The sequence below is a fragment of the Fictibacillus phosphorivorans genome (genome assembly GCF_023715845.1).
Lineage (GTDB): Bacteria > Bacillota > Bacilli > Bacillales > Fictibacillaceae > Fictibacillus > Fictibacillus phosphorivorans_D.
Genome location: NZ_JAMBOR010000044.1, coordinates 1 through 1,587, shown reverse-complemented (window position 1 = coordinate 1,587; position 1,587 = coordinate 1). Strand labels below are relative to the sequence as shown.

The window sequence follows — 1,587 nt, the reverse complement described above, 5'->3', positions numbered from 1 at the left end:
CAGCGTTCATCCTGAGCCAGGATCAAACTCTCCATAAAAGTGTTTGACTTGCTCTAATTTCTTACTGACGGAATTCATTCTTAATTCCTTACCTTTGCTTTTGTTCAGTTTTCAAAGAACTTGTTTGTTTAAAGTTTGTCGCTCGTTTTTGGCGACTTTTATAAGATACCACCGTTCAACAACTGATGTCAACTGTTTTTTTTGATGATTCTTATTTGTTTTTGTAAAGCCGCTGTAAAAGCGACAAGAAATAATATACCATCCTGCAGAAGTACGGTCAATAGTTTTTTCGAAAAAAATTAATTCCTTTGTTTTTGCCTTAAATACTTCCTGCAATCGGCTGGTTTTGCAAACCGGCAAAATAAACGATATATGATTTGGTACCTTTCTTCAAGTACTGATTTTACAATTCCATCTATTTTTTGATCCTCTAGATCGTACAACAATTCTTCCATTTCTTTTTTTAGCACGTATTCAAATTCATTTAGCTCCTGATGATTCAACACCATTCCTATCAAACATAACACCCCGCTTCACTATTTCATTTATCATTATTGCCACGAAAAAGGTCAGTTATTATTTTTGAAGCTTTTCTTAAATATCGGTCATATCTTGTCCAGAAGTTCATAAATATTTTGTAAGGAAGTATGGACAAGGGGGTAAAGTGTAAATGAAATTTTTCTTTGTCATAAACGGGAAGAAAGTCAAACAATACATGGTTGTTGTATTTGCAGCATTTTTTGCGGCCTCCCTCGCTTTCGTGGGGCAGCAGCAGCTATCCGTCTTCTCATCAAAGGATGGTCCTCGAGCTATCTATAAAGGGGAAGATCAGGGGAATAAAGTTTCCTTGACCTTTGATATCAGCTGGGGTGACAAACGGGTCGTACCTATTTTGGATGTTTTAAAAGAGAAAGGCGTAAAGAACTGTACTTTTTTTGTATCCGCTGCATGGGCAGAGCGACATCCTGAAATTGTGGAACGAATCGTAAAAGATGGCCATGAGATTGCGAGTCTGGGTTATCAATATAAAAGCTATACCGAATGGGAAGATAAACAGATCAAAAGGGATATTCTTTTAGCACAAGAAAAAATTAAGAAGGTCTCAGGTAAGATGACTTCTCTTCTTCGTCCGCCAAATGGGAATTTCGATCAAAGAGTACTTACTATTTCTGAGGACTTAAATCATACTGTAGTTCATTGGAGCATTGATACGAAGGATTGGAAAAACCCTGGTGTAGATAAGATTGTTACGACAGCAACTGACGGCACGAAGGCTGGGGATATCATCCTGCTTCATGCATCTGATTCTGTTAAGCAGACACATAAGGCTTTACCGCAAATTATTGATAAGCTAAAAGACGATGGTTTTAAACTGGTAAGTGTTAGTGAAATGATCGCGAATACTGAAGCAAGCAGTAAAGAAGTAAACTGACAAAAATAAAAAGCCCTTGCATGCTAAGATGAACTGTCACCCGAATAATGGACACTTATAAAAAAGTCCCTTATTTCGGGTTTTTTGTGTTCTTCTGCAATAAACCCGTTATAATCAAATCAAATGAGGAGAACGGGGATTAGAAAATGAGTAAA

2 protein-coding genes are annotated in these 1,587 nt (G+C 37.1%); one reads left to right on the top strand and one right to left on the bottom strand.

Features of this window, described 5'->3' with window-relative positions:
- Window positions 1-299: 299 nt before the first annotated feature.
- Complete coding sequence (locus tag M3206_RS18650) at window positions 300-509, bottom strand: hypothetical protein (protein ID WP_349774027.1); 210 nt, start codon at window positions 507-509, stop codon at window positions 300-302.
- 161 nt (window positions 510-670) lie between these two features.
- On the opposite strand from M3206_RS18650, the gene pdaB reads away from it, so the two are divergent.
- Window positions 671-1,432 (top strand): polysaccharide deacetylase family sporulation protein PdaB, encoded by a 762-nt coding sequence (pdaB, locus tag M3206_RS18645; RefSeq protein ID WP_251314025.1) that lies wholly within the window; start codon window positions 671-673, stop codon window positions 1,430-1,432.
- Window positions 1,433-1,587 lie beyond the last annotated feature (155 nt).

What these genes read in the sequence shown, in the direction of transcription:
- pdaB (WP_251314025.1), top strand. Translation starts at nt 671, where the DNA reads ATGAAATTTTTCTTTGTCATAAACGGGAAGAAAGTCAAACAATACATG.
- M3206_RS18650 (WP_349774027.1), bottom strand. Translation starts at nt 509, where the DNA reads ATGGTGTTGAATCATCAGGAGCTAAATGAATTTGAATACGTGCTAAAA.